Annotated in this window: 23 protein-coding genes; 14 read left to right on the plus strand and 9 right to left on the minus strand. The window is 46.7% G+C overall.

Annotated elements, in window-relative coordinates:
- Positions 1–113 precede the first annotated feature (113 nt).
- The 7 genes from RTV33_RS09200 (at position 114) to RTV33_RS09230 (ending at position 10,739) form a co-directional block, all read left to right on the plus strand.
- Positions 114–377, plus strand: coding sequence for a hypothetical protein (locus RTV33_RS09200; protein WP_312643641.1), 264 nt, complete (start codon positions 114–116; stop codon positions 375–377).
- Positions 378–502: 125 nt separating this feature from the next.
- Positions 503–1,264: a 23S rRNA (guanosine(2251)-2'-O)-methyltransferase RlmB gene (gene rlmB / locus RTV33_RS09205; RefSeq protein ID WP_312643720.1), complete on the plus strand. Its 762-nt coding sequence runs from the start codon at positions 503–505 to the stop codon at positions 1,262–1,264.
- Positions 1,265–1,309: 45 nt separating this feature from the next.
- On the plus strand, positions 1,310–4,234 hold the full coding sequence (locus RTV33_RS09210; RefSeq protein ID WP_312643643.1) for a hypothetical protein: 2,925 nt from the start codon (positions 1,310–1,312) through the stop codon (positions 4,232–4,234).
- A gap of 220 nt (positions 4,235–4,454) precedes the next feature.
- Entirely contained in the window at positions 4,455–6,527 is a 2,073-nt protein-coding gene (locus tag RTV33_RS09215; protein WP_312643644.1) for an elongation factor G, read from the plus strand.
- Positions 6,528–6,707: 180 nt separating this feature from the next.
- On the plus strand, positions 6,708–8,249 hold the full coding sequence (locus tag RTV33_RS09220) for a spore germination protein (RefSeq protein ID WP_312643646.1): 1,542 nt from the start codon (positions 6,708–6,710) through the stop codon (positions 8,247–8,249).
- Positions 8,243–9,391, plus strand: coding sequence for a Ger(x)C family spore germination protein (locus tag RTV33_RS09225; RefSeq protein WP_312643647.1), 1,149 nt, complete (start codon positions 8,243–8,245; stop codon positions 9,389–9,391). Before RTV33_RS09220 ends, RTV33_RS09225 begins: the two co-directional genes overlap by 7 nt.
- A gap of 247 nt (positions 9,392–9,638) precedes the next feature.
- On the plus strand, positions 9,639–10,739 hold the full coding sequence (locus RTV33_RS09230; RefSeq protein ID WP_312643649.1) for an endospore germination permease: 1,101 nt from the start codon (positions 9,639–9,641) through the stop codon (positions 10,737–10,739).
- A 34-nt stretch (positions 10,740–10,773) separates the two neighbouring features.
- Here the strand turns inward: RTV33_RS09230 and RTV33_RS09235 are convergent, their stop codons facing one another.
- The gene (locus tag RTV33_RS09235) at positions 10,774–11,583 is read right to left on the minus strand and encodes a TIGR03915 family putative DNA repair protein (RefSeq protein WP_312643650.1); all 810 of its coding nucleotides are present in this window, start codon (positions 11,581–11,583) and stop codon (positions 10,774–10,776) included.
- Positions 11,562–12,866 carry a putative DNA modification/repair radical SAM protein gene (locus RTV33_RS09240; RefSeq protein ID WP_312643652.1) on the minus strand — a complete coding sequence of 435 codons (1,305 nt, stop codon included), beginning with the start codon at positions 12,864–12,866 and terminating at the stop codon, positions 11,562–11,564. The genes RTV33_RS09235 and RTV33_RS09240 overlap by 22 nt, the downstream gene beginning before the upstream one ends.
- A 292-nt stretch (positions 12,867–13,158) precedes the next feature.
- On the opposite strand from RTV33_RS09240, the gene RTV33_RS09245 reads away from it, so the two are divergent.
- Together RTV33_RS09245 and RTV33_RS09250 are read left to right on the plus strand one after the other, a co-directional pair.
- On the plus strand, positions 13,159–13,281 hold the full coding sequence (locus RTV33_RS09245) for a hypothetical protein (RefSeq protein WP_312643654.1): 123 nt from the start codon (positions 13,159–13,161) through the stop codon (positions 13,279–13,281).
- Between the two features lie 28 nt (positions 13,282–13,309).
- Positions 13,310–14,488 carry an LL-diaminopimelate aminotransferase gene (locus RTV33_RS09250; RefSeq protein WP_312643655.1) on the plus strand — a complete coding sequence of 393 codons (1,179 nt, stop codon included), beginning with the start codon at positions 13,310–13,312 and terminating at the stop codon, positions 14,486–14,488.
- A 52-nt stretch (positions 14,489–14,540) separates the two neighbouring features.
- Here the strand turns inward: RTV33_RS09250 and hisIE are convergent, their stop codons facing one another.
- Genes hisIE through RTV33_RS09285 form a run of 7 tightly spaced genes read right to left on the minus strand, consistent with a single transcriptional unit; the run spans position 14,541 to position 19,422 of the window.
- On the minus strand, positions 14,541–15,194 hold the full coding sequence (hisIE, locus tag RTV33_RS09255) for a bifunctional phosphoribosyl-AMP cyclohydrolase/phosphoribosyl-ATP diphosphatase HisIE (RefSeq protein ID WP_312643656.1): 654 nt from the start codon (positions 15,192–15,194) through the stop codon (positions 14,541–14,543).
- A 29-nt stretch (positions 15,195–15,223) separates the two neighbouring features.
- Complete coding sequence (locus RTV33_RS09260; protein WP_312643658.1) at positions 15,224–15,481, minus strand: hypothetical protein; 258 nt, start codon at positions 15,479–15,481, stop codon at positions 15,224–15,226.
- Positions 15,482–15,508: 27 nt separating this feature from the next.
- Positions 15,509–16,264 carry an imidazole glycerol phosphate synthase subunit HisF gene (hisF, locus tag RTV33_RS09265; RefSeq protein ID WP_312643660.1) on the minus strand — a complete coding sequence of 252 codons (756 nt, stop codon included), beginning with the start codon at positions 16,262–16,264 and terminating at the stop codon, positions 15,509–15,511.
- Positions 16,261–16,995 carry a 1-(5-phosphoribosyl)-5-[(5-phosphoribosylamino)methylideneamino]imidazole-4-carboxamide isomerase gene (hisA, locus tag RTV33_RS09270; protein WP_396327247.1) on the minus strand — a complete coding sequence of 245 codons (735 nt, stop codon included), beginning with the start codon at positions 16,993–16,995 and terminating at the stop codon, positions 16,261–16,263. The genes hisF and hisA overlap by 4 nt, the downstream gene beginning before the upstream one ends.
- A 54-nt stretch (positions 16,996–17,049) precedes the next feature.
- Positions 17,050–17,658, minus strand: coding sequence for an imidazole glycerol phosphate synthase subunit HisH (hisH, locus tag RTV33_RS09275; RefSeq protein ID WP_312643662.1), 609 nt, complete (start codon positions 17,656–17,658; stop codon positions 17,050–17,052).
- Positions 17,655–18,296 (minus strand): ATP phosphoribosyltransferase, encoded by a 642-nt coding sequence (gene hisG / locus RTV33_RS09280; protein WP_312643664.1) that lies wholly within the window; start codon positions 18,294–18,296, stop codon positions 17,655–17,657. Before hisG ends, hisH begins: the two co-directional genes overlap by 4 nt.
- 1 nt (position 18,297) lies before the next feature.
- Positions 18,298–19,422, minus strand: a complete 1,125-nt coding sequence (locus RTV33_RS09285) for an ATP phosphoribosyltransferase regulatory subunit (RefSeq protein WP_312643666.1) — start codon at positions 19,420–19,422, stop codon at positions 18,298–18,300.
- A 443-nt stretch (positions 19,423–19,865) separates the two neighbouring features.
- Here RTV33_RS09285 and RTV33_RS09290 point away from each other — a divergent pair, with 443 nt between their 5' ends.
- From RTV33_RS09290 to RTV33_RS09310, 5 genes are all read left to right on the plus strand, one after another.
- Positions 19,866–20,456, plus strand: coding sequence for a DUF4358 domain-containing protein (locus RTV33_RS09290; protein ID WP_312643667.1), 591 nt, complete (start codon positions 19,866–19,868; stop codon positions 20,454–20,456).
- Positions 20,457–20,607: 151 nt separating this feature from the next.
- On the plus strand, positions 20,608–22,191 hold the full coding sequence (locus tag RTV33_RS09295; RefSeq protein ID WP_312643669.1) for an ABC-F family ATP-binding cassette domain-containing protein: 1,584 nt from the start codon (positions 20,608–20,610) through the stop codon (positions 22,189–22,191).
- A 284-nt stretch (positions 22,192–22,475) separates the two neighbouring features.
- Positions 22,476–23,195 carry a 2-C-methyl-D-erythritol 4-phosphate cytidylyltransferase gene (ispD, locus tag RTV33_RS09300; RefSeq protein ID WP_312643671.1) on the plus strand — a complete coding sequence of 240 codons (720 nt, stop codon included), beginning with the start codon at positions 22,476–22,478 and terminating at the stop codon, positions 23,193–23,195.
- Complete coding sequence (ispF, locus tag RTV33_RS09305) at positions 23,192–23,674, plus strand: 2-C-methyl-D-erythritol 2,4-cyclodiphosphate synthase (RefSeq protein ID WP_312643673.1); 483 nt, start codon at positions 23,192–23,194, stop codon at positions 23,672–23,674. The genes ispD and ispF overlap by 4 nt, the downstream gene beginning before the upstream one ends.
- 64 nt (positions 23,675–23,738) lie before the next feature.
- Complete coding sequence (locus RTV33_RS09310) at positions 23,739–24,569, plus strand: DegV family protein (RefSeq protein ID WP_312643675.1); 831 nt, start codon at positions 23,739–23,741, stop codon at positions 24,567–24,569.
- Positions 24,570–24,585 lie beyond the last annotated feature (16 nt).

Consider the following 24,585-nt stretch of genomic DNA (forward strand, 5'->3'; position numbering starts at 1 on the left):
GAATTAATACATCTTATATGGGAATAATTTACTTATCTATTTGCGCTTTATTTTTTAGATGCTGCAATTCAAATTACAGCAAAAACAAAAAACAGGAAAGGCGGTTCTACAAAATGCTCAGAGGGGTAAACAAAAAAATTATTGAGGTTGTTGATACACAAAATGATTACTTTGAAAGGGCTATTTTATTTGTAAAAGATCGAAAGCTGGATGAAAACGAGAGCGATATTAAACGCAATGCCGATGAATTTATGAAAAGTGCGGCTACTTTAAAATTTCGCCGCATTTTATATCGCATTCCCGTATTTGAAATTGTAAAACTGCTGGGTGCTGCGAGTGTAGGTGCAGCAATTGTACTCATCTTTATGCTTGTGTAAAAATTTACTTGTTTTTTGTTTCATCCTGTCATATTTTATGGTATAATTTGAAATTAGATATGCGGATGTGTAAAGTAAGCAATTAGGCGGGTTTTACATCCAAACAGCGAAAGGGAAATAACATGATGAACGAAAACAGAAATGACGATAAAACGACCGATTTGATCTACGGCAGAAACTCGGTGATTGAAGCAATCAAGTCGGATAAATGTATTGATAAAGTATATATCGGCACCGGTGACGGCAAGGGGAGTATTGGCAAAATCATCGGTATGGCAAAGGAACGCGGCATTCCTGTAAAAGATGTGACGGGGCAAAAGCTCGATGCTATGTGCGGCAGCACCAACCATCAGGGTGTGGCGGCGACCATTGCCGCAGTGGATTACAGCACCCTTGAGGATATTTACCAAAAGGCGCAGGACAAGGGCGAACCGCTCTTTGTCATCATTGCAGATGAAATAGAAGACCCGCACAATCTGGGTGCGCTTATCCGTACCGCCGAATGCAGCGGCGCACACGGCATCATCATACCCAAACGCCGCAGCGCGGGGCTGTCGCCAACCGTGTTTAAAGCTTCAGCGGGTGCTGCAAACTATACGCCCGTTGTACGCGTACCAAACCTTGCCGCTGCGATTGATGAACTGAAAGAGCGCGGTGTTTGGATTTACTGTGCGGATATGGATGGGCAGAGCTGGTGTAAAGTGGATTATTCCGGTGCGGTCGGTTTAGTAATTGGCAGCGAAGGCAACGGTGTTGGCAGACTGATCAAGGATAAATGTGATTTCACGATATCCTTGCCAATGCTTGGGCACATTACCTCACTCAATGCATCGGTTGCGGGCGGTATTGTCATGTACGAGATTGCCCGACAGAGAATGAAACTGTAAACAGATGATAGATGCCTTTCGTAAAACAGGGGAGGTTGGATCAACATGAATCGCGACTATGACATCGACAGCATCCTTGCTGAAATAAAGCAGAAGAAATCGAGTGGTACTCTATCTGCACCACAACGCCCTGTATACGGGCAAGCGGAGCGAGATGAATACGAGGAAGAGCGGCCGGTTCGCCGTGCTGCGCCTCGCCGTGCCGCGGAATATGACGACGAATACGAGGAAGAACGCCCGGTACGCCGTGCTGCACCTCGCCGTGCCGCAGAATATGACGACGAATACGAGGAAGAACGTCCGGTGCGCCGTGCTGTACCTCGCCGTGCCGCAGAATATGACGATGAATACGAGGAAGAACGCCCGATTCGCCGTGCTGCACCTCGCCGTGCCGCGGAATATGACGACGAATACGAGGAAGAACGCCCGATTCGCCGCACTGCACCTCGCCGTGCCGCAGAATATAACGATGAATACGAGGAAGAACGGCCGATACGCCGCGCTGCACCTCGCCGTGCCGCAGAATATGACGATGAAAACGAGGAAGAGCGTCCGATTCGCCGCCCTGCACCGCGCCAAACGCAGGAGCAGGAAGACAGCTATGAACAGCCTCGTCCTTCGCGTAAACGCATTGCGCGCTATAAAGAGGATGAGATGTATGAACCGGCATCTGCTATCTACGCGGTAGCGGGGCCGAATGTTGAGCCGGAGCGACCGAAAGCACGGCCGGCTGAGCAGCCTTCGCACCCTCGCGGCAGTGCAGCACGCAATGAGCCCGAGAATGACGAATTCATGATGAAATACAGCGGTCTTTCCAGCATTGGAAGTGGTGCCAGAAGAGCGCCTCGCACCGACCGCGACAGTATCCGCAGTAACTTTGGCAGTGCAGCAGAACCCCCTGCAAAGGGCTCGCGCGCTAAAGCGCCGCAAAAGCCTGCAGCACAACCCGAGGAATCGGTGCCGGTTCCCAAGCCGGAGCTGAAGGGAGGCTTCCGCTTTAATCCCAATATCGATTTTTCGCTGCATGATGACGAAGAGGTGTCGAGCGAGCTGACTCGCCTGGATTTACCTGTCGCAAATGCGGATAGGCGTTTTGCCTACAGTGATTTTGACGATACCCGCAGCCTGCCCACGGGGCTAAACCTTGAGGGGCTCGGCAGTGATGTTTTGAGCGGCGGAGTACCGGCTCACGATGAAGAAACGCCCGAACCACAGGACGAACCGGCAGCCGGTATGGAATTGGAGGAATACAACTCTCCGTCGGAGGCAGGTGAGGTAAAAGCAGACCTCGACACCCTACGCGGAAACCTGCTGGTGCGGTTTGTAATTACCATTGTCTGCGGTATCGGTCTGCTGTACCTCGGCCTTTCCGAAACTTTGCCTGTTCCTGTACCTGAAATGATCTCGGCTGCGGGAGCGCCCGCTGTCTTTGTCATTATCAATATGGTGCTGCTCATTGCCGCAACGTTTGCCTGCCACTCCACCATTTCAAACGGTGTTGTGGGGCTGTTTACGCTTAAAGCAAACAACGATTCTCTCGCTGCACTTGCGGTGCTTGCGTCGGTAATGCAGGGGGTATCGCTCATTTTAAACCCCGCCTCACTGGGTGACAACAATATTCACCTTTATTTTGCAGTGGCGGTGGCCGGGCTTATCTTCAACACTATGGGTAAGATGTTCACGGTTGGCCGTGTCACCGGGAACTTCCGGTTTATTTCATCAAGTGCACAGAAATATACGGTGCAGAGCCTAAACAAGCGCGAGCTCGGGCGCGAGTTTACGTGGGATATGAACATTGATGAACCGCATATTTCCTACAGCACCAAAACAGATTTCGCCGAAGGGTTTATCGAGCAGTCCTATGCCGATGACACGAGCGACAACATTGCCAAAATCACTGTGCCGATCATCTTTGTCGGCAGTGTGGTGGTAGCGGTGATGTCCTACGTGTTCAACAAGGATATGTTTATCGCACTTTCTACCTTTGCTGCTATTCTCGCCATTGCTTCCCCCATTACCGCAACGATAGTCGGCAGTCTGCCGCAGCACAAAGCCTACCGCAGCCTGTCAAAGTGCGGCGCGATACTTTCAGGTTATAACGCGGTGGAGCGTTTCAGCGAAACAAATGTAATTTTGGCAGAAGCCTGTGAGCTGTTTACCAACGACGAGGTTCTGCTACACAACATCAAAACCTTTGAAAAAAACCGTATCGATGAGGCAATTCTCGATGCTTCCAGCGTGCTGTGCATGTGCAACGGTGCGGTGAAGAATATTTTTCTGCGCATCATTCAGGGTAATACAAAAATACTCAAACCGGTTGAAAACCTCGTGTACGAGGATGCAATGGGTGTTTCCGCCTGGGTTGGCGGCAAACGAGTGCTGATTGGCAACAGCGAGCTGATGAGACATCACGGCATTGATACCCCAAGCAAAGACTACGAGGCCAAATACCGCACTGAGGATAGAGATATCCTATATCTTGCGAATTCGGGTGAGCTCACCGCTATGTTTGTTATCAGTTATGTGAGAAACGAAGAGGCTGATATTGCACTCGGTGACCTGGAACGCAAGGGCATCTCCGTGGTGGTAAAATCAGTCGACCCAAATCTTACCGCAGCAAAAATTGCCCGCATCTACGATCTGCCTGAAGAGATGATTCGTATTCTGCCCGCCAAGCTGCACGGCGATTTCGATAGGCTGCACCATGCGAGCGGCAGCAATAAGGGCTATATCGTACACAACGGAAGCTTTGCGGGCTTTGCACGTGCAGTATCCGCGGCGTCAGGCGTTAAGGTTGCCACCAACATCGGCCTGATCGTACAGATCGTAGGGATGATACTTGGCTATACGCTTGTCACGTTCTTCTCATTTATGGGCAGTATGGCACAGGCTACCATGGTCACGGTTCTAATCTACCAGGCGGTGTGGGGACTTGCCGTTTGGCTGTTCTCTGCCTTGCGAAGAATCTAGCTTTTTGTCGAAATTATACAATTTGCACAATACACAGCCGTCAAATTCTCTTGACGACTGTGTATTTTTTTGCTATTTGGCTTGATTCCTTTTGTTTTTGTAGTATAATTACACTATAATTGTTTGTGAGTTGTGATATAAACTTATTTAGATTCCACAATTATTATTTTAATTGCCCGTTTACTTACCTGAAGCGGGTAGAACGAAAGGGGACCTTACTATGAGGCAATACTTGGCAGATAAAATCAAAAACGTTGCCTTAGCTGGGCACGGCAGTTCTGGAAAAACATCTTTAGCGGAGGCTCTGCTGTTTAAAGCAGGCGCTACAGACAGACTTGGAAAGGTAGCTGATGCGAATACGATCTGCGATTTCGATCCGGAAGAAACAAAGCGCAAGGTTTCGGTCTCTATGGCGGTGGCTCCTCTCACATGGGGCTCAACTAAGATTAATCTACTGGACACGCCGGGATTATTCGACTTCGCGGCAGGCTTTTACGAGGGCGTAAGGGCAGCCGACAGTGTCATGATCGTTTTATCTGGAAAATCAGGAGTAACAGTTGGTGCAGAGAAGGCATACAAGCTGGCAACCCAGCTGAAAAAAGCAAGAATGTTTGTGGTATCCAAGCTAGATACCGAAAATGCCGATTTCTATAAGGTGCTGGAAGATTTAAAATCCAAGTTTGGGCCTAGCGTCTGCCCTTTGGTGGTGCCTTATTACGAAAATCGCACCGTTTCCTGTTACATTAATCTTATAGATATGAAAGCATATAAGTACGACAGCGCGGGTAACCCCAGCGAGGTTCCCATGCCTGATGCAGGGCACCGAATTGATGGACTTGTTGCGGCCATTTCTGAGGCAATTGCCGAAACAGACGAGGTGCTGTTCGAGAAGTATTTCTCCGGCGAATCGTTTACCCGTGAAGAAACCATTGACGGCATCCGTAACGGCGTAAAAGACGGCACCATTTCACCTGTGGTGTGCGGCTCTGCACTCACTTTGGAGGGAATCGATATGATTCTCGACAGCATTGCGGATTTACTACCCACGGCAAAAAAAGTTGCCGATGAAGTAGGTGAAACCCTAGATGGAGAACAAATCACCATTGAGTGTGACGACACGCAGCCGCTTGCAGCCTATATTTTTAAAACGATTGCAGACCCGTTTGTAGGCAAACTGTCGTATGTAAAGGTGGTAGCAGGCAAACTTTCAGCCGATATTACCCCAATCAATGCAACTACCGGTCAGCCCGAGCGTTTGGGTAAAATTATCTACGTAAAGGGTAAAAAGCAGGAGGATACTGCGTTTATCTCTGCAGGTGATATTGGTGCAATTACAAAAATTTCTGCAAATACCGGTGATACGCTTTGTGACCCGAAACGTGTCGTAAAGCTGCCGGCGATTAAATTCCCCGCAGCTTGCATGTCGATGGCAATGACTCCGAAGACCAAAGGCGACGAGGGCAAAATTGCAGCGGGCATTCAGCGGCTAATGGAGGAGGATCTTACCATTGGCTACGACAATAACAAGGAGACAAAACAGCAGCTTGTTTCCGGCCTTGGCGAGCAGCATCTCGATGTGCTCATCTCTAAGCTCAAAACAAAGTTTGGTGTTGAGGTTACTTTGGATAAACCTCGCGTACCTTACCGCGAAACCATTCGCAAAAAGGTAAGGGTGCAGGGCAGGCACAAGAAACAATCGGGCGGTCACGGCCAGTTTGGCGACATTTGGGTAGAGTTTGAGCCTTGTGAGGCGGAGGACTTGGAGTTCTGCGAGAAAGTAGTTGGCGGTGCAGTGCCTAAAAACTTCTTCCCCGCGGTGGAAAAAGGCTTGCGCGACTGCATTAAGCACGGCACTGTGGCGGGCTACCCTATGGTGGGCCTGCGTGCAACGCTGGTTGACGGCTCCTACCATCCGGTTGATTCCTCTGAGATGTCGTTTAAGATGGCGGCAAACATTGCTTATAAGGCGGGCATTCCGCAGGCAAGCCCTGTGCTGCTTGAGCCAATTGGCAGCCTGAAGGTTTACGCCCCCGATGCTAACACCGGTGATTTGATGGGTGACATCAACAAGCGCCGCGGTAGGGTGCTGGGCATGAACCCCGACGAAGACGGATTGCAGCTGATTGAAGCCGAGGTGCCAATGAGCGAGATGCACGATTTCACCACCGCGCTGCGTCAGATGACACAGGGCAGGGGTTATTTTACTCTTACCTTTGAGCGCTACGAGCAGCTTCCTCAAATGTTGGAAGCGGCTGTAATTGAGGACGCGAAGGAGATGAACGCTGAGGAATAATCCCAGATGTTTCCCCAGTAAAAAATATTTTGTATTCAGAAAAAAACCGGTGCGAATTTTTCGCACCGGTTTTTTGTCGACCAAATTTAAACAATAACTTTATAAAATTTGATATATTGTGTTTATCAAAGATTTATTGGTAAATAATACTTGATAAGAATGGAATAAGGTGGGATAGGTATGCCTAAGGAGCAAAACAGTAAACCGATATGCCCGCAGCCGGATGGAACAATAGATTATAGCGAATTTACTTTAGAAAAAAGCTTAGATTTAAACATGAAAACGGTTGCACAAATCTTTCAAGATGACGATACACTTATTACTCGCCAATTTGCAAATCAAAACCAAAGCAGTATAAAATGCTGCATTTTTTTTATAGATGGAATGGTGAACAACGAAATTATCAATGAAAACATTATAAGACCTATTTTGATAAACCCTATTTTATGCTCGACAAATAAACTGTTGGAAATGATTGAAACGCAAGTGATTGTAACAAATGATGTGAAAAAGGCACAGAGTTTTGCAGATATCGTGGAGGCAATCCTTTATGGGGATACCGTTTTATTTGTAGATGGAGTGAGCGGTGCCCTGATCATCAATACAAAAGGCTGGCAGTTACGTGCCATACAAGAGCCGGATACAGAGAAAGCTTTAAGAGGCCCCCGTGAAGGCTTTACCGAATCGCTTCTGATCAATATCTCTCTCATCCGCAGAAAACTGCGTACGAGTGATTTGAAATTCAAGTTTAGAACCTTTGGTACAAGGACAAATACCCAGGCATGCATCTGTTATTTGGAAAGCCTGACCGATAAAAAAATATTAAAGCAATTGGATCGTAGATTGAAAAAAATAAACATCGACGGTGTTCTTGATACAAACTATATCTCCGAACAGATAAAAGACTCTCCTTTATGTCCTTATAAAACAATTGGCATTACCGAAAAACCTGACATTGCCGCAGCAAAGCTACTGGAAGGGCGGGTGGCTTTGCTGGTGGACGGTTCACCTGTTTTGTTAACAATGCCTTACTTGTTTATCGAAAATTTTCAGTCGGGTGACGACTACTATTTGAATTTTTATTTTGCCTCCTTCGGAAGATTATTAAAGATTTTAGCTTTTTTTATATCGATCAGTGTTCCTGCCATTTATGTAGCGCTAACGACTTTTCACAGGGAGATGATTCCCACACCCTTAGCTTTAAACATTGCAAGGGCTCGCCAAAGTGTTCCGCTGCCAACTTTTATTGAGTGCCTCGTAATGCTGCTGGTATTTGAGTTTATAAGAGAAACCGGTATCAGAATGCCATCCAATATAGGGCAGGCACTCAGTGTAGTGGGTGCGTTGGTAATAGGGCAGGCTGCTGTTGAGGCACAATTTGTTAGTGCGCCTATGGTAATTATAGTTGCAATCACAGCAATTACCGGGCTTACGAATCCGGGTATTAAAGGGGCAACAATTTTGCTGAGATATCTGCTGCTTACCGTATCTGCGGTTCTCGGTTTTTACGGATACTTTTTTGGACTGATCGGGATATTGATTCATTTACTGAGTATAAGATCTTTTAGTGTAGAGTATACCTCACAAATTGCTACGTACCGTTTTCAAGAAATGCAGGACAGTTTAGTTCGTACGCCATGGTGGTTTATGAAGATAAGACCTAAATTTTCTCAAAGAAACAATGTGAGAAATTCCGGAAATGGAGATAGCCAGGTGTGTTGAAAAAGTTTTTTATATATTTACTATTGGTACTATGTATGTTTCTGTTTAGCGGATGCTGGAACTATATTGAGATAAATGAACAAGCGAACGTATCAGGAATAGCCATTGACAAAGGGCAAAACGGCAAAAAATATCATATAACGGCAGAGCTTATTAGTATTAGTTCTGGCGAGAAAGGTGCTGGGGTCAGTACTTCTATTGTTGAGGCAGACGGAAATACCATATTAGAGACGATAAGAAGAATGATTTCCATTTCATCTAAAAAACTATATTTCGGGCATTGTAGAGTAATGGTGCTCAGTAAAGACATTGCCGAAGAGGGTATTGCACCAATACTTGATTTTGCAATGCGTGATGCTGAGTTGAGGCTAACAATAGATCTTGTCATATCCAAAGCGGATACGGCTAAAGAAATTTTAATGCAGAAACCAATTTTAGAAAAAATTGTATCTTACGAAATTGATGAAATGCTTCAAACCAACTATAAGATTCTTTATGAATCACAAAAGGCTCAAGCCTACCAGTTTAATAATGTATTGGGGGCAGATGGGATTTCTCCTGTTGTTCCTGCATTTGAGGTTGTAAAAACAAACAAGGAAGAAACCACGTTTAAACTATCCGGTATAGCGATTTTTAATGAAGATAAGCTAATTGGTTTTTTGGATGAGGATGAAACAAAAACCTTTTTGTTTGTTAGAAATAAGGTGAAGGATGGAGTTTTATCTATCCAGATAAATGATGCGGAGGATGATTTCATTGCTATAGAAATATTCGGAAATAAAACCAAGGTTAAACCGGTGAAGCAGGATGGAGAATTGAGTATCGAGATTGAGACTCAAACAGATATGAGCATTGAACAGATAAGTGCGAATAATAAAATGACACAGCAAGAATTTGAAGATGTCTTTACGGCTCAATTGGAGCAAAAAATGATAGGAGTTATTCACAAAGTACAAAAGGACTTTAAGGTTGACATATTCGGATTTGGTAATATGATCAACCAAAAAAATCCGAAACTGTGGGAGGAATACCAAAGTAACTGGGATGAAACATTCAAGACATTAAAAGTAAAAGTTAAATCAAAAGTAGAAGTAAAAAGCAGTGGAACAACTTATGAACTAATTCAGATTGGAGAAAAATAATGTTTTTTTTAATTGTATTTGCAATCTGCTATTTTTTAATTATTGTTCTTGATCTGGTACCTCTGTTTAAAAAAAAGCAGTTTAAGATATTCACAATAAATAGTGCTGTTTTGGTTTTTGCATTTGCAATCCAAACCTGTTTGGTACTGGAGGTAAAACTTCCAAGCATAGCTTCTGCGATTATAGGTGCATTTAACTATATGTTAAAATAAAAAGCGAATGAAGTGGTAGGGAGGTGTTTTGACTCATGAAAAAAGAGATGATGTCATCAAAGCAAATAATTCATATTATGATTATTTATATACTCGGCAGTGCGTTGGTGATGGGAGGGAATACAACTGCAAAGCAAGATTCGTGGATTTCAATTCTACTTGCAATGCTGGTGATGATTCCAATCTGCTTTATGTATGGAAAGCTCAGCAAGCTTTATCCAGGCAAAAATATATTTGACATGTTCTATGAAAGCTTTGGAAAAATAGCCGGCAGTGTCTTTACCGCAATTTTTACAATCTATGCTTTACATCTTGGAGGAATTGTAACGCGTAATTTTACAGAATTTATTGAAACCGTATCACTGCCCGAGACGCCACAGTTTGCAGTGGCTATTGTCATCGGTGTACTGTCTCTGTGGACGGTAAAAGCAGGTATTGAGATATTGGGGCGTGGCGCTGTGCTGGTAACACCCATTGTTGGAATTGCGGTTATCTTAACCTTGCTGGCAAACATCAACCATATCGATTTAAGCTATATTCAGCCAGTATTTGCCCAGGGTCTCGGTAAAATGTTTTCGGGATCTATTTATTATATTTCTTTTCCGTTTGCAGAAATTGTTCTTTTCTTATCGGTTATGCCATGTGTAGATTCTAAGACCAACCCATATAAAATATACCTGATTAGCCTTGCTATAGGCGGTTTCTTGCTTTTGCTTGCAATGCTCCGTAATATACTGGTATTGGGAATTCCCACGCTGCAATCTTTATATTTTCCCTCTTATGCGGCGGTGGGGATAATTAATATCAAAGAATTCATTACACGCATTGAAGTATTGGTTGCAGGTAATTTTATTATATCAGGCCTTGCAAAGGCTTGTATTTGTTTATACGTTACCTGTAAAGGGATGGCACGGCTGTTTAACGTGCGCAATTATAAAGTGTTTGCAGCACCTGCTGCATTCCTTATGATTGCTGTTTCGGGCTGGTTGTTCTCCAGCACCATGGAAATGATGGCCTTTTTTGAACCTTACAAGTATTATGCGCCTGTGTTACAAATTTTAGTTCCGTTTGTTATTTTGTTAATCGCATTGGTAAAGAAAAGGAAAAACAAAAAGACCACAGCTGAAAAGGCATAAAAAAGGCACGGCGCTTGAATAGATGCCGTGCCTTTTATTTCGCAGGCGGCGCGGAGAGACGATTGGCTACATGCTGTTTCATTCGTGCAGAGGGGTTCTCCTGAAACTCAGTCATATAAGCCCAGTAGCGTTTGGGCATATGTGTCATACGGCATTTGGGGTTGTAGCGGGCCTCAATTGCAATGGTATCGTAATACTGCTTCCACAGTCTGCGGTATTGCAGCTCGGCTTCGTCCTCCTCGGGCAGTTGCAGGCTTTCTACCGGTATAACATTTGCCTTGTAGGGCGAATAGGTAAGTGCCATGCCATGCGCAGCATCGTAGATCATAAAATGCTCCTCGGCAAATCTTGAACAAAAGTGAGATTTTAACAGCGGTAGTACAAAGTTTTTGGGCTCTATTGTGGCAACCAGCGCGCCGCTGTACTCTGAAAAGCGGATAAAGCCGGTGAGCAAGTGCCTTTCGTTTAAGAGAGACTTTACCGCATTGTTAAGTGCACAGACTGTGTCATCAGTAAGCATGCTCATTACTCTGCCGCCAAAGCGATAGCCAAGGCAGATAAAACGGTAGATAAGCAGAGCTTTGTCAGGTGCGCAGGTTAAAAAGCCCAGCCTTACCAGCTCCTCTGCATCGGCACAGATACGTTGTGAAAGTGACGCGTAAATGCGCTGTGCGTGCGCTGCAACCGTTATGATCTCGCGGGTGGGGTAGAGAAGGCCCTGTGGCTCATCAACAGTTACAATATCAATTGGAGTTTCGCGCCGTGTATAGCTTTCAAACACACAGCACATCAGCCCGTCAAGGCTGCCATCGTAGAGGTATACTATAGCTGCCCCGTCAGGCATTGTACCACATCCTCTCTGATAAGCTGCGGGGTAAATAACGAAAGCTGTTCCGGCTGGTACTGGGGTAACATTGCTGCACAGCGTTCCGAAATTAAAGCGCGCATCGCACCCTCGGGGGTAATCTTCAGCCCTTCGGCAAGTTTGCCCCTGCAGGTAATAAAATATTGAGCACGTTTTACCACCACACCTATTTTTTTAAGCCCTGCATAGTCTATGCTGCCGGTACGCCGTGCCGCCACAATGCGCTGTGCGCTTTTTACGCCGATTCCCGGCACACGCAGCAGGGTGTCGTACGTTGCGGTATTAATCTCAACAGGAAACAGCTCCATATGGTTGAGTGCCCAGTTGCATTTTGGGTCGAGATAAGGGTTGAAGTTCTGATGCTGTTCATCCAGAAGCTCGGCGGCATCAAAGCCGTAGAATCGCAGCAGCCAGTCGGCCTGATACAGCCTGTGCTCGCGCAGCAGTGGCGGCTTGGTATCAAGCGACGGCAGCAGCGAGTGGCTTTGCACCGGTGTGTAAGCTGAAAAAAATACACGCTTGAGCCCAAATTTACGGTACAAATTTTGTGTAAGATTTAGAATTTTAAAATCACTGTCGGGGGTCGCGCCTATAATCATCTGAGTGCTCTGCCCTGCGGGAGAAAACTTTGGCGCATGCCTGTAGCGTACAAGGTCGGTGCAGTTTTCTTTAATTTTGTGCTGAATCACGCTCATCGGGCGCAAAATCGAAATTTTTGATTTATCCGGGGCAAGCAGCTTTAGGCTGTCCTGCGAGGGGAGTTCTATGTTCACGCTCATACGGTCGGCAAGAAGCCCCAAGCGCTGAATTAGCACATCGTCCGCACCGGGTATCGCCTTGACATGAATATATCCACGAAAGTTGTATTCATTGCGCAGCAGCGCAAGCGTCTCAATTAGCTGCTCGCAGGTATAGTTGGGGCTTTTGATGACACCGGAACTAAGGAAAAGCCCCTCAATATAATTGCGGCGGTAGAAGTGGATGGTGAGGTCGGCCAGCTCGCGTGGGGTAAATACGGCACGCCGCGTATCGTTGCTGACGCGGTTGATACAATACTTACAGTCGTAGATGCAACAGTTGCTCAGCAGCACCTTCAGCAGCGAAATGCATCTGCCGTCTGCTGAAAAGCTGTGGCAGATTCCGGCAGAAACCGCGTTGCCGATACCGCCTTTGCCGCCACTGCGGTCAGCACCGCTTGAAGTGCAGGCAACATCATATTTGGCTGCATCCGATAAAATTGTCAGCTTATCAAAAATTTCCAAAATTGCACCGCCTAAACAAAATAGAACATATGTTCTTAATAATATTTATTATACCCCGTTCTACTGTAAAAATCAAGTTTTTTGTACAAAAGCAATCATGTGAAAAAGATGTTGCCGAATAGAGCTGCACAGAATACAACAAATTAAAGCTGAAACCGACCTCGACCTGGGCACAATAAAAGATTTATTGCCGAAAATTTAAATCAGTATTCCAATTCTACCACCGGTAAGGTATACTAAAATGTATTGACCAAAGAGCGCGGCGGGTACCGAGCGGCGGAGCATACCTCACATGCTGGATGCATTTGCGCCGATGTTCACCATGGTTTACTTGCAGCTGTTTGCCTGCTATATGGTACTGCAAAACAGCTGTGATATTGACAAACCGTGCAATCTCGCCAACTGTGAAATATAAGCGGTGAATAGATAGAGAGGTTCTACCCATGAAGATGAATAAAAACTATTTGAATTTACAAGATAGCTACCTGTTTTCGACCATTGCGAAAAAAGTAGCGGAGTATCAGGCACAAAACCCCGAGAAAAAGCCCATTCGGCTCGGCATAGGTGATGTGACACTGCCGCTTGTGCCTGCGGTGGTGGCGGCAATGCAGGCTGCGGTTGCACAGATGAGCTGTAAGGCCACCTTTCGGGGCTATGGGCCTGAGCAGGGCTACGACTTTTTGCGCCAAGCGATTGCAGGCTACTATGCCGCGCATGGCGTAACGGTAGATGCAGGAGATGTATTCGTAAGCGATGGCGCAAAGAGCGACCTCGGCAACATTCTCGATCTTTTTGACGTAGAGAACACCGTGCTGATTCCCGACCCTGTTTACCCGGTATACGTCGATACCAACATTATGGCAGGGCGCAGGATTGTGTATATGAATGCCAATGAGGAAAACGGCTTTCTGCCATTGCCCAATGTGGGGATACAGGCAGATATCATCTACCTCTGTTCACCCAACAACCCCACGGGAGCCGTTTACAATCACGAGCAGCTGAAGGCTTGGGTAGACTATGCACTTGCAAACAATGCAGTGGTTTTATTCGATGCGGCTTACGAGGCCTTTATTCAGGACGAAACCCTGCCGCGCAGCATCTACGAGATTGAGGGTGCAAAGCAGTGCGCAATCGAGTTTTGCTCACTTTCCAAAACAGCAGGTTTCACCGGTACCCGTTGCGGCTATACCATTGTACCCGCTGAACTGACGGTTGAGGGTGAGCCGCTGCGCAAATTTTGGCTGCGCCGCCAAGCCACCAAATTTAACGGTGTACCCTATGTTGTGCAGTGCGGTGCACAAGCGGTGTTCGGTGAAGCGGGGCAACGCCAAATCAAGGCTAATATCGCAGTATATCAAGAAAACGCCAAGATCATCTCCGGTACTCTCAGAGAGATGGGTGTCTGGTTTACAGGTGGCGAGAATTCGCCCTATATCTGGCTCAAATGCCCCAGCGGAATGACCTCATGGGAGTTTTTCGATCGGCTGCTCACCGAATGCAGTGTCGTGGGCACTCCGGGCAGCGGCTTTGGCAAAAACGGCGAGGGCTTTTTCCGCCTTACCGCGTTTGGTGATAAGGCAGCTACCGAGATTGCAATGAAAAGGCTGCAAAAGCTGTTTTAACGAGAAAAGATATTCCGTAAAAAAAGCCGCCCACTGGGCGGCTTTTACTGTTTTACTGCGTTTTGCTGGTTTCCTGCTTTACCTTTTTATCCACCACATGGCGTTTTGCCAATTCGTCAGAAACCTCAGAAAGTGAGATGCCGCGTTCTACCATTAGCACCAGCAAGTGATAGGTAAGGTCTGCAATTTCGTAAATAGTTTCGGCGTTGTCGTCGTTTTTCGCACCGATAATAACCTCGGTGCATTCCTCACCCACCTTTTTGAGGATTTTGTCAAGCCCTTTTTCAAACAGGTAGGTGGTATAGCTGCCCTCCAATTTATCGGTTTTGCGTCCTTCAATCAGCTTGTACAACGCATTCAGCGAGAAGGGGTTCTTTTGCTCGTTCTGGTAAATCACATTGTTGAAGCAGCTGTCTGCACCGGTGTGGCATGCGGGGCCGTTCTTGATTACTTGGGCTGTCAGCGCATCATAATCGCAGTCCGCTGTAATTGACACAATTCGCTGTACATTGCCGCTGGTCGCTCCCTTGCGCCAAAGCTCCTGCCGGCTGCGGCTCCAAAAGCAGGTATGCCCCTCTTTTATGCTGATTTCAAGGCTCTCACGGTTCATGTAGGCGACGGTTAGCACCTTTTTGGTGTAATAATCCTGCACCACCACCGGAATCAGCCCATCTGCGCCAAATTTTAATTTTTCTATTTCAATCATGTTGTTCAGCCCTTCCAATATCATTGCAATCAAGCATAGCGCGCGTTTTCATAATCCTGATTTCTCACATAAACGTAATACAGCATTGTCGTATCAAAATGAATGCCCGCATTGCCGAAGTGCGTACGCCCTCTATGCGTGCCTGCCATCCTGCCTTTATAGGTTTGATCGACTATACGGTATTCGTACCGAATTCCGTGTGCGCCAAGCAGATTGCGCACCGCAGCAAAGGTTTGCACGCAACTGCCAAAATGAACCTCTTTCCATCGCCAAAACAGCAGCATCATGCAGCCCTCTTAAATTACCAATTGTAGTCAAATTCTCATTTCGATCTGCTGCGCTTTTAAGTAGCGCTTCAAATCGCTGATTACCAGTTCTTTGTAGTGGAAGATAGAAGCCGCCAGCCCTGCGTCCACGCCGTTTAAACGAAACAGCCCGGAGAAATCCTCTTTTTTACCCGCGCCACCCGATGCAATGATGGGAATGCTGACATGCTTTGCAATTTCCTCCAGCATCTCAAGGTCGAAGCCTTGCTTAACACCGTCGGTATCAATGGAGTTTACCACCAGTTCGCCCGCGCCGTTTTGCTCGCCGCGTACCGCCCACTGAATTGCGTCGATGCCGGTATCCTCACGCCCGCCCTTGGCAAAAATACGAAAGCTACCGTTCACACGCTTCACATCCATCGAGAGCACCACGCACTGGTTGCCGTATTTCTGCGCTGCCTGTGCAATTAGAGCGGGGTTGCTTATTGCACCCGAGTTGACGCTCACCTTATCTGCACCGCAGCTTAGCACGCGAGCAAAATCCTCTACGGTATTAATGCCGCCGCCCACCGTCAGCGGAATAAAAATTTGGCTTGCCACACGGCGCAACACCTCGGTGAACAGCGCGCGCTGTTCTATGCTTGCGGTAATATCGTAAAATACAAGCTCGTCTGCGCCGGTGTCGTTGTAATATTTAGCAAGTTCTACGGGGTCGCTTACATCCTGTATCCCCGCAAAATTCTTGCCCTTTACCACGCGCCCGTCTCGAACATCCAGGCAGGGGATAATACGCTTGGTGATCATACCTGCACCTCCTGATTGCCGTCTGCCAGTGCGATTGCCCTTGCAAGGCTGATCGCACCCGTATAAACCGCCTTGCCGATGATGGCGCCGTAGGTGCCCAATGCAGCAAGCTGGGGGATTTCGTGCTCGAAAGAAACACCGCCCGAAGCAATGATGCGGCAGCTCACCTCTTTGGCAAGCTGGCGATAGATTGCCATATTGGTGCCGCCCATAGCGCCGTCCTTTGCAATATCGGTGTAGATGATGGTCTGCACACCGATGCCTGCAAGCTCGCGGCAAAACTGCACCGAGTCAACATCACATACCTCGCGCCAGCCCTTAATGGCAATCTTACCGTCTTTTGCATCTACCCCCACTGCAATGTGCGAACCGAACTTGACCAACATTTTGGTGAGAAACGCTCTGTCTAGCGCAGAGGTACCCAGAATCACACGCTCCACACCGAGGTCGAGGTACTTTTGGATGCGCTGTTCGTCACGGATACCGCCACCCACCTGTACCGAAAGCCCGCCTGTCTTGATAATTTCACAGATAGTATCAAAGTTGGAGAGCGTACCGTCCTTCGCGCCGTCTAAATCCACCACGTGCAGGTTGCGTGCACCTTGTGCCTTAAACTCTGCCGCAACATCGGCGGGGGAGGAGGAATACACCGTCATTTGGTCATAGTCGCCCTGCTTTAAACGAACCGCCTGCCCGTTTCGCAGGTCGATTGCGGGAAATATCTCCATCATGGTCATCCCTTCTATAAAACGAATGCAGATTGTTTTATGCGTTCTGATTTTTAATTACAACTCCCCAAAAGCGGATAAAATGTTCAGCCCTGTTTCTCCGCTCTTTTCGGGGTGAAACTGTGTGCCCATTACATTGCCGTTTACCACCACACCGGTTATGTCTATGCCGTAATCTGAAACCGCAGCAACGCTTTCTGCGCAGTTTTTTGCATAATAGCTGTGTACATAATAAACGTAATCGCCGTTTTTGCTGTGTTTCAGCAGCGGGCAGTTGCGTGTTATTTTTAACCGGTTCCACCCCATATGCGGAATTTTAAGGTTTTCTTTGAGGTCGCCCAGTATCGGTACAACCTCGCCTTTCAGCAGCCCCAGTCCGTCGTGTTCACCGTATTCCAAGCCCTTTTCAAATAGTACCTGCATCCCAAGGCAGATACCCAGCAGCGGCTTGCCGGAAGCCGCTTGCTCTTTGATAACGGTGTCCAAACCGGTTTGCCTCAGTTTGTTCATTGCATCGGCAAAGGCACCCACTCCCGGCAGAATAATACGATCGGCCGTGTGTATCTCGTCAGCGCTGCCGGTTACCTTTGCCTCAAGCCCCAGATACTGCAGTGAGCTGATGAGAGAAAACAGGTTGCCCACGCCGTAATCGATTACAGCAATCATTCTTTCGCCTCCTCACGTTTTTTCAACAGTGCGGTGAGCCGCTCAAGCATCTCCTCAATTACTGAATTTTTAAACTTAAAGCTAGATTTATTGGTGATGAACCGCGCTGAAATTGGCACAATTTCATCAAAAACACGCAGGTCGTTCTCTTTCAGCGTGCTGCCCGTCTCTACAATATCGACAATCACATCGGAAAGCCCAAGTATGGGTGCCAGCTCAATTGAGCCGTTCAGCTTAATGATTTCAATTTCACGGTTAATGCCCTCGTAATACCTTTTTGCAATGTTTACATATTTGGTTGCAACGCGCAGAATGCGATCGGGCTGTTCAACGTAGCCGGTTTTTCCCGCCACCGCCACACGGCATTTGCCAATGTTCAGGTTCAGCAACTCGTAAACATCAGGCTCGCTCTCAAGCAGAATGTCCTTGCCCACCACACCGATATCCGCCGCGCCATGCTCCACATAAATCGCCACGTCCGAGGGCTTTACAAGCAGGTACCGCACACCGTTCTCGGCGTTTTCAAACACCAGTTTGCGGTTATCCTCATAAATTTCTCTGCAATCGTACCCAATTTGTGAGAACATCTCATAAACCTTATCTCCCAGCCTGCCCTTTGGCAGCGCAATATTCAGCATGTCAGGTATCCTCCTCTTGCAGTTTACCGTTTGCATAACGCAATACAGTTTTACAGCGCAGCCCCTGCGGCTTTATGCGTTCTACGCGCACCCGCAGCCCCTGTGCAATTTTATCCTCAATCAGTGCCGAAAATACGCCGTAGTCGTCTATGGTATCGTACAACACCAGTACATCCGCGTCGTCGTCGGCATCACAGCGGTAGTAGTGCTCCAGCTCATCAAGGTATACCGCAAACCCAATGGCACCTTTGTCTTTACCAAATTTATGTAGCAGGTTGTCGTAGCGCCCGCCCGCGAGCACCACCTTGGGGATTGTCTCAACATACCCTTGAAAGATAATGCCGTTGTAATAGTCGAGGTCGTTGACAATCGAAAAATCAAGGCTCAGTTTGGAGTCAAGGGGAGTGCCTTCAAAGGCTGTGTACAACATTTTCAGTTCATCCAAGGCGTTTTGCATCGTATCGTTTACCACCAGTAGCTGCGCCGCCGAAAGCACCTTGCTAAAATCTCCGTACAGGTGTGGTATTTGCAGCAGTTTTTCCTTGTAAAACACCGAAAGCTTGGTGTGCTCCAGCCGTGCATTCAGCTCGTAGATATTTTTAGTGCGAATGCTTTGCGCCAGCTCATATTTGGTTCGCTCATCCATGTCGGTACCTTCCAGCAGACCCGAAAGAAAGCCCATGTGCGAAATATCGAGCAGATAGCTTTCACTTACTGCGGCAAGGCTTTTTACGGCGAGGCGAATTACCTCAATCGTAGCATATTCGTCTATCTCACCAATGCATTCCAGCCCCATTTGGCTAATTTCTTTGTACTCATGGTTCTGGCGCGAAAGGCGGTACACCTTTTCAAGGTAATACAGCTTTTCAAAGCTGCCGCACTTTTGTGCATCTAGGTTTTTTACAATCGATAGGGTAACGTCGGGGCGCATAGCGAGCAGTTTGCCGTCCAAATCCATAAAGGTGATGATATGCTCTGTTTTCAAAAAATTCTTGTTATCAATGTAGAGGCTGTATTCCTCGAATTTATGTACGCGTACCTTTTTATAGCCGTGATGCTCGAATAGCTCCCGCAGCTGAAATGTAACGCGTTCTTCATCCTTTAGGCTTTCCCAAAACAAATTCATATCCACCATCCCATCTTACAGTTTTTACTAATATACCACGCTTTATCGTATTAGTCAAGTAAAGCGAAATTTGCCGTTTGTAAGGGCCAATTTTATGCGAAATAAATGTGACAAAAGCAACTGCAATTATCGCCATTGTCAGGCGGTTCTCCTCGGTTGTTTGACAGTTTTTGAAAAAAAGTGAAACAAAAAAGGTGTTTCCTGCAATAAAATCAAAAAAGTAAAACACTGTTATGGTGAAGGCAAGCCTTTCATACGACTATACCGTACTTATAAAAATCCCTAGGTATTTCCAAGTGCGAGCATTTTACTTCACGTAATTCACAGTTTATTATCAAATATTACAAAAAATTAATTTGAAATTTGTGATAAATGACGATATACTAAGAATAGTCGGTGGGAGACTACCGTAAAATAAAATGAAACATAAGGAGAAATTTTAAATGAAAAAACTCTTAACGTTGCTCATCGTTGCAACATTGGCTGTATCCATGGTAGCCTGTACCTCAAATAACGATAAAAGCTCCTCTTCCGAAAGCAGCTCTGTATCCGAAAGCGTAGATTCGTCATCCGAGGAGGAATCTTCCGAAGAAGAAAGTACCCCAGAGTTTGAGATTCCGGAAGAAAATAAGAAACTTGGTGATATCATCACTGCCGCTCGTACCGATGAAATGAATGAAGCTATGAATATTATCATGTCGAAAGATGACCCGCAGGCACAGCTGATTTTTGATGTTGCCGGCCTTAATGCCGACGATATGGAAGCTTTTGCTGTCAGCATTTCGCCGATGAACATAAAAGCATACGGCGTTGCTATCATTAAACCTGCTGAGGGCAAGGACGAAGCTGTACTCAAAGCCATTAACGGTTTTGTAGATGGACAGAAAAAAGCGTTCGAGCAATACCTGCCTGACCAGAAAGAGATTGCAAATTCCGCAACCGTTGATACCCTTGAAGACGGCACCGTTGTACTGGTAATGTCGGAGGACGGCGCAGCAGTACAGAAAGCAATTCTCGAGGCACTTAAAAAATAATTACAGCACACCTAAGGGGGCGAACATTTGGTTCGCCCCCTTTTTGCATGATGTATTTGCGCGGGCCGATTTTATGTGATATAATAACAAAGTATGCAATTTTGTAACACAATATTGCGATAAGCGGCATAGCCGTAAATATGGAGGAACTATGATAACTGTATCTGATTTGGCGCTTTCTTTTAACGGACAAAACTTATTTTCTAACGTTAACCTGTTGTTTCAGGGCGGTAACTGCTATGGTGTTATCGGTGCGAACGGCGCGGGAAAATCTACATTTTTAAAGATTCTCTCCGGCGAGCTGGAGCCTAGCAAGGGTGAGGTTTCGATGGATGCGAAGGTTCGCATGTCGGTACTCAAGCAGGATCACTATGCTTATGATGAATTTACTGTGCTCGAAGCTATTTTGCAGGGCAACCAGCGCCTGTATGAGGTATTAAAACAAAAGGATGAACTATACAATAAATCTGATTTCTCAGAGGAGGACGGAAACCTCGCCGCTGAGCTTGAGGCGGAATTTGCTGAAATGGGCGGTTGGGAAGCAGAAACCGACGCTGGCAAGCTGATGCAGGGCTTGGGGCTTGACAACATGATTTTGTATTCAGAGATGTCCTCCCTTTCCGAAAAAGAAAAGGTAAAGGTGCTGCTTGCACGTGCGCTGTTCGGTCAGCCCGACATCATCCTGCTTGATGAGCCCACCAACGGTCTTGATATTAAATCGATCGCATGGCTGGAGGAGTTTCTGCTCGATTACGAGGGCGCTGTTATTGTTGTCTCGCATGACCGTCACTTCTTAAACAATGTTTGTACGCATATCGTCGATATCGATTTCACTAAGATTAAGATGTATGTCGGCAACTACGATTTCTGGTACGAATCCAGCAAAATGATGCAGCGCCTGATGAACGACCAGAAAAAGAAGGCTGAAGATAAAATCAAAGAGCTGCAGGCATTTATCCAGCGCTTTTCTGCGAACAAATCTAAATCGAAGCAGGCAACCAGCCGTAAAAAGCTGATTGATAAGCTCACCGTTGAGGAGATGCCCGCTTCGTCCCGTAAATACCCTTATGTGGGCTTTGCAATGGACAGAGAGCCGGGCAAGGAGATCCTTGCGGTTGAAGGCATCAGCAAAACCATTGATGGAGTAAAAGTGCTTAATAACGTTTCGTTCCGTGTAGCAAAGGGCGATAAAATCGCATTTGTCGGTGAGAGCGAGATTGCCAATACCACTTTGTTTAAAATTCTTACCGAGGAGATTGAGCCGGACGAGGGTACCTTTAAGTGGGGTGTTTCCACCTCGCAGTCTTATTTCCCCGCAGATAATTCCGCCTACTTCAACGATTGCGACCTATCAATCATTAAGTGGCTCGAGCAGTATTCCAGCGACACGCACGAAACCTATCTGCGAGGGTTCCTTGGAAAAATGCTGTTCTCGGGTGATGACGTCAACAAGCCTGTCAAAGTGCTGTCGGGCGGTGAGAAGGTTCGCTGCATGCTTTCACGCATGATGATGTTTGGCTCGAACGTGCTGCTGCTCGACCAGCCTACCAGCCACCTCGACCTTGAATCAATCACCGCGGTAAACGATGGGCTAATTGAATTCAAGGGTGTACTGCTGTTTGCTTCGCACGATCATCAGTTCGTTCAGACGATTGCGAACCGCATCATTGAGATTACGGAAAACGGCTGCATCGACCGTATCTCCACCTACGACGATTATCTTGAAAGCAAATAAATAGCAATGCCCGGTGTCGTGGCGCACCCCTTGCCGCATGCAGAGGGTGCGCTTTTCTATTCGCCAATACGGGAAAATGTGTACAACACATTAAATTTGCACGATTTACCGCAGCATAAACGATTTTTACTTGTAATATGGTACAACATGTTTTATCATAGAAGTAAGAACATTTTACCGCGCGGCAGAGAATACTATTGTATAGGGTTATGAAAACAACCGCTAAAACAATATGTGTACTAGCAGGTGCAGCTATACTGAAACAGGACTTGTTCCGGAGGTCTATGATGATAGGTAAAAAGAAAAAGCGCCCGTTTGTATCGGCAATAATCGTTGCGGCAGGCAATGCCAGCCGTATGGATGGTATTGATAAGCAATTGGTTGAAATTAGTGGAATGCCGGTGGTGATTCGCAGCGTTTTAGCATTTGAACATTCCAATAAAGTTGACGAAATTATCGTTGTAACAAAAAAAGAGAGCATTCCCGAGCTGAACCGGCAGGTGCGTGAGTTCTTTGCAAATAAGGTTAAGTTTATTGTAGCCGGTGGAAAAACCAGGCAGGAATCGGTTTTTTGTGGGGTAAACTGTGTGGATGACCGCTGCGAATACGTAGCGATTCATGACGGCGCCCGCCCGCTGGTGCTTACCGGTGCAGTCGACGCCTGCATTGATGACGCGGTAGAGCATGGCTGTGCTCTGTTGGGCGTAAAGGTGAAGGAGACCATTAAGGCGGTGGATGAAGAGCGGTTTGTTGAAAAAACGATTGACCGTGAAAATTTATTTATTGCACAGACGCCGCAAATTTTCGAGATCGCATTGTATAGGCGGGCAATGGAGCATGCCGATTCAACCGGCGCAGATTACACCGATGACTGCCAGCTGGTTGAGTCGATAGGGCAAAAGGTGTATGTATCGCGCGGGCACTACAACAACATAAAAATTACAACGCCCGACGATATCTCCTACGCTCAGGCACTGCTCGAACAGATGGAGGATCGAATATGAGAATAGGGCACGGATACGACGTACATAAACTTGTGCCGGGCAGAAAGCTGATCATCGGCGGTGTTGAAATAGTGCACGAAACCGGTTTGTTTGGGCATTCTGATGCCGATGTTCTAACTCATGCGGTGATGGATGCCCTGCTTGGTGCGGCGGCGCTTGGCGATATTGGTACACATTTTCCGGATACCGATGATGCGTTTAAAGGTGCAGACAGCATGATTCTTTTGCGTGCGGTGGTGGATAAGCTGAAAAAACTCGGCTATGCTATTGCTAATATCGATTGTACTGTAATTGCACAGCGCCCGAAGCTGAAAGACTATTTGATGCAGATGCGCGGTAACCTCGCCGATGCTTGTGAGGTTTTACCTGGGGATGTAAACATCAAAGCGACTACCGAAGAAAAGCTTGGCTTTACCGGAAGAGAAGAGGGAATTTCGGCACATGCGGTGTGCCTGCTGCAGCCTTTGCCAAACCGATAAGGGGCATGGACACAGTAAAAACATAAGTATTGCGGTGATTTGCCGCTGACGAAGGAGTAATAGAATGAAATATAAGCTGGTTGTAGATAGTTGCTGTGACGTGACCCCCGAACTGAGAAATAAACTACCTGTGGAGGTAGTGCCGCTGACAATGAAGCTTGGCGATGAAGCTTATGTGGACGACAGCACACTGAATTTGGATGATTTTTTGGCTAAAATGAAGGTTTGTAAAACTCATATCCGTTCGGCATGTCCGTCACCCGGTGATTACGCCGAGGCATATAAAGGTGCAGATACCACTTTTGTGGTGACGCTGTCCTCGAATCTTTCCGGTTCGCACAACAGTGCGGTGCTGGGCGAACGCCTTGCGAGTGAAGACGTTGGTGAGGTGCATGTGTTCGATTCCAAGAGTGCATCCGCGGGTGAGCTGCTCATTGCCTTACAAATCAGTGAATTTATCGAACGAAAACTTGAAAACAGTGAGATTGTAAAAAATATAGAAGCATTTATTGATGAGATGAAAACCTTCTTTGTCCTTGAGAATCTCGATAACTTAATCAAAAACGGGCGTATGAATAAAATTGTTGGCAGGGTTGCATCGGTTCTTGGTATTCGCCCTATTCTGGGGGCAGATGAAGAAGGAAACATTGCTTTTTTCTCGCAGGCGCGCGGCGCAGATGCCGCCATCAAGAAACTTGCTGCAACCATTGGTGAGCATTGCACCAATACCTGCGATAAAATTTTGGTTATCACCCACTGCAACAACTCGAAACAGGCAAATAAGCTCAAAGAGCTGGTGTCTGCGGCATATACCTTTAAAGATATCCTAATTGCACCCACGGGTGGCTTAAGCAGTATGTACGCCAACGAAGGCGGTATCATAGTAGCATTTTAACCAAATAGAATCAGAA

The sequence above is a fragment of the Hydrogenoanaerobacterium sp. genome (assembly GCF_032017025.1).
GTDB lineage: Bacteria > Bacillota > Clostridia > Oscillospirales > Ruminococcaceae > Hydrogenoanaerobacterium.

Bases quoted from the DNA above. Each gene is read 5' to 3' on its own strand.
- RTV33_RS09200 (WP_312643641.1), top strand. From the start codon at position 114: ATGCTCAGAGGGGTAAACAAAAAAATTATTGAGGTTGTTGATACACAA.
- rlmB (WP_312643720.1), top strand. From the start codon at position 503: ATGAACGAAAACAGAAATGACGATAAAACGACCGATTTGATCTACGGC.
- RTV33_RS09210 (WP_312643643.1), top strand. From the start codon at position 1,310: ATGAATCGCGACTATGACATCGACAGCATCCTTGCTGAAATAAAGCAG.
- RTV33_RS09215 (WP_312643644.1), top strand. From the start codon at position 4,455: ATGAGGCAATACTTGGCAGATAAAATCAAAAACGTTGCCTTAGCTGGG.
- RTV33_RS09220 (WP_312643646.1), top strand. From the start codon at position 6,708: ATGCCTAAGGAGCAAAACAGTAAACCGATATGCCCGCAGCCGGATGGA.
- RTV33_RS09230 (WP_312643649.1), top strand. From the start codon at position 9,639: ATGAAAAAAGAGATGATGTCATCAAAGCAAATAATTCATATTATGATT.
- RTV33_RS09235 (WP_312643650.1), bottom strand. From the start codon at position 11,583: ATGCCTGACGGGGCAGCTATAGTATACCTCTACGATGGCAGCCTTGAC.
- RTV33_RS09245 (WP_312643654.1), top strand. From the start codon at position 13,159: ATGCTGGATGCATTTGCGCCGATGTTCACCATGGTTTACTTGCAGCTG.
- RTV33_RS09250 (WP_312643655.1), top strand. From the start codon at position 13,310: ATGAAGATGAATAAAAACTATTTGAATTTACAAGATAGCTACCTGTTT.
- hisIE (WP_312643656.1), bottom strand. From the start codon at position 15,194: ATGATTGAAATAGAAAAATTAAAATTTGGCGCAGATGGGCTGATTCCG.
- RTV33_RS09260 (WP_312643658.1), bottom strand. From the start codon at position 15,481: ATGATGCTGCTGTTTTGGCGATGGAAAGAGGTTCATTTTGGCAGTTGC.
- hisF (WP_312643660.1), bottom strand. From the start codon at position 16,264: ATGATCACCAAGCGTATTATCCCCTGCCTGGATGTTCGAGACGGGCGC.
- hisA (WP_396327247.1), bottom strand. From the start codon at position 16,995: ATGATGGAGATATTTCCCGCAATCGACCTGCGAAACGGGCAGGCGGTT.
- hisH (WP_312643662.1), bottom strand. From the start codon at position 17,658: ATGATTGCTGTAATCGATTACGGCGTGGGCAACCTGTTTTCTCTCATC.
- hisG (WP_312643664.1), bottom strand. From the start codon at position 18,296: ATGCTGAATATTGCGCTGCCAAAGGGCAGGCTGGGAGATAAGGTTTAT.
- RTV33_RS09285 (WP_312643666.1), bottom strand. From the start codon at position 19,422: ATGAATTTGTTTTGGGAAAGCCTAAAGGATGAAGAACGCGTTACATTT.
- RTV33_RS09290 (WP_312643667.1), top strand. From the start codon at position 19,866: ATGAAAAAACTCTTAACGTTGCTCATCGTTGCAACATTGGCTGTATCC.
- RTV33_RS09295 (WP_312643669.1), top strand. From the start codon at position 20,608: ATGATAACTGTATCTGATTTGGCGCTTTCTTTTAACGGACAAAACTTA.
- ispD (WP_312643671.1), top strand. From the start codon at position 22,476: ATGATGATAGGTAAAAAGAAAAAGCGCCCGTTTGTATCGGCAATAATC.
- ispF (WP_312643673.1), top strand. From the start codon at position 23,192: ATGAGAATAGGGCACGGATACGACGTACATAAACTTGTGCCGGGCAGA.
- RTV33_RS09310 (WP_312643675.1), top strand. From the start codon at position 23,739: ATGAAATATAAGCTGGTTGTAGATAGTTGCTGTGACGTGACCCCCGAA.